This is a genomic window from Streptomyces sp. MnatMP-M17 (assembly GCF_900091995.1).
Lineage (GTDB): Bacteria > Actinomycetota > Actinomycetes > Streptomycetales > Streptomycetaceae > Streptomyces.
Genome location: NZ_FMDK01000896.1, coordinates 1 through 1,749, shown reverse-complemented (window position 1 = coordinate 1,749; position 1,749 = coordinate 1). Strand labels below are relative to the sequence as shown.

The following is a 1,749-nucleotide window of genomic DNA, read 5'->3' as shown; positions in this document are numbered from 1 at the left end:
GGTGGGGCCCGGCGCGGACGATCCCGCACCGGGCCCCACCGCTTCCGGCGTGTCCTCCCGCAACTTCTTCCTGCGGCCTGCTCGCCCGCTATTTCTTCCGGCCGCGCTTCTCGCGTACCCGCACGGAGATATGGATCGGGGTCCCTTCGAAGCCGAACTCCTCACGGAGCCGGCGCTCGACAAACCTCCGGTAGCCGTGCTCGATGAAGCCCGAGGCGAAGAGCACGAAACGCGGCGGCTTCGTGCCCGCCTGCGTACCGAACAGGATGCGCGGCTGCTTGCCGCCGCGGATCGGGTGCGGATGCCCGGCGACGAGCTCACCGAGGAACGCGTTGAGCCGCCCGGTCGGTACGCGCGTCTCCCAGCCCGCGAGCGCCGTCTCGATCGCCGGGACCAGCTTCTCCATATGGCGGCCGGTACGGGCCGAGACATTCACCCGAGGCGCCCAGGCGATCTGGGCCAGCTCCGTCTCGATCTCGCGCTCCAGGTAGTAGCGCCGTTCCTCGTCCAGCGTGTCCCACTTGTTGAACGCGACGACCAGGGCGCGGCCCGCCTCGACGGCCATCGTGATGATCCGCTGGTCCTGGACGCTGATCGACTCGCTGGTGTCGATCAGTACGACCGCGACCTCGGCCTTCTCGACGGCGGCGGCGGTACGCAGCGACGCGTAGTAGTCCGCGCCCTCCTGGAGATGGACGCGGCGGCGGATGCCGGCCGTGTCGATGAATTTCCAGACCGTGCCGCCCAGCTCGATCAGTTCGTCGACCGGATCACGGGTGGTGCCCGCGACCTCGTTGACGACCACACGCTCCTGGCCCGCGACCTTGTTCAGCAGGGACGACTTGCCGACATTCGGCCGGCCGATGAGCGCGATACGGCGAGGGCCGCCGACGGCCGTGCCGAAGGTCTGCGCCGGGGCGTCGGGCAGGGCTTCGAGCACCGCGTCGAGCATGTCACCCGTACCGCGGCCGTGCAGCGAGGAGACCGGATGGGGCTCGCCGAGCCCGAGCGACCAGAGCGCGGTGGCGTCCGGTTCGCCGCTCGGTCCGTCGACCTTGTTGGCGCAGAGCACGACGGGCTTGCCCGCCTTGCGCAGCAGCCTGACCACGGCCTCGTCGGTGTCGGTCGCGCCGACCGTGGAGTCCACCACGAAGACCACCGCGTCGGCGGCCTCGATCGCGTACTCGGCCTGGGCGGCCACGGAGGCGTCGATGCCCAGGACGTCCTGCTCCCAGCCGCCGGTGTCGACCACCTTGAAGCGCCGGCCGGCCCACTCGGCCTCATACGTGACCCGGTCACGGGTGACGCCCGGCTTGTCCTCCACGACCGCCTCACGGCGGCCGATGATCCGGTTCACGAGTGTCGACTTGCCGACATTGGGACGGCCGACGACGGCGAGGACGGGCAGCGGGCCATGACCGGCCTCGCCGATCGCGCCCTCCACCTCCTCGGCCTCGAAGCCTTCCAGCGCGGCCAGCTCCATGAAGTCCGCGTACTCGGCATCGCCAAGCTCTCCGTGCTCGTCGCCGGAGTCGATCTGGTCGTTCATGAAGTCCGTACCTCGTTCATCGTGATCGGTGCACCGCTCGACGCGGTGCACTACTCAAAAGCCAAGTCTCGCGCACGCCCCGGCCCCGGCGTCCTCGCGAGCCGACGAGCCGGCGCCCGGCCGGCCAGGCCCTGTCCGGACTAGGCCGTGTTTCAGAAGTAGCGTCGTCCGCCCGCGGGGCAGACGGGACTTCTGAAACA

1 protein-coding gene is annotated in these 1,749 nt (G+C 70.0%); it reads right to left on the bottom strand.

Annotated features, from left to right (window positions below; all coding sequences use genetic code 11):
• Positions 1 to 88: 88 nt before the first annotated feature.
• A complete protein-coding gene (der, locus tag GA0115259_RS32980; RefSeq protein WP_093603759.1) occupies positions 89 to 1,549 on the bottom strand; it encodes a ribosome biogenesis GTPase Der in 1,461 nt (486 codons plus the stop codon).
• Between the last annotated feature and the right edge of the window lie 200 nt (positions 1,550 to 1,749).

What these genes read in the sequence shown, in the direction of transcription:
- der (WP_093603759.1), bottom strand. Translation starts at nt 1,549, where the DNA reads ATGAACGACCAGATCGACTCCGGCGACGAGCACGGAGAGCTTGGCGAT.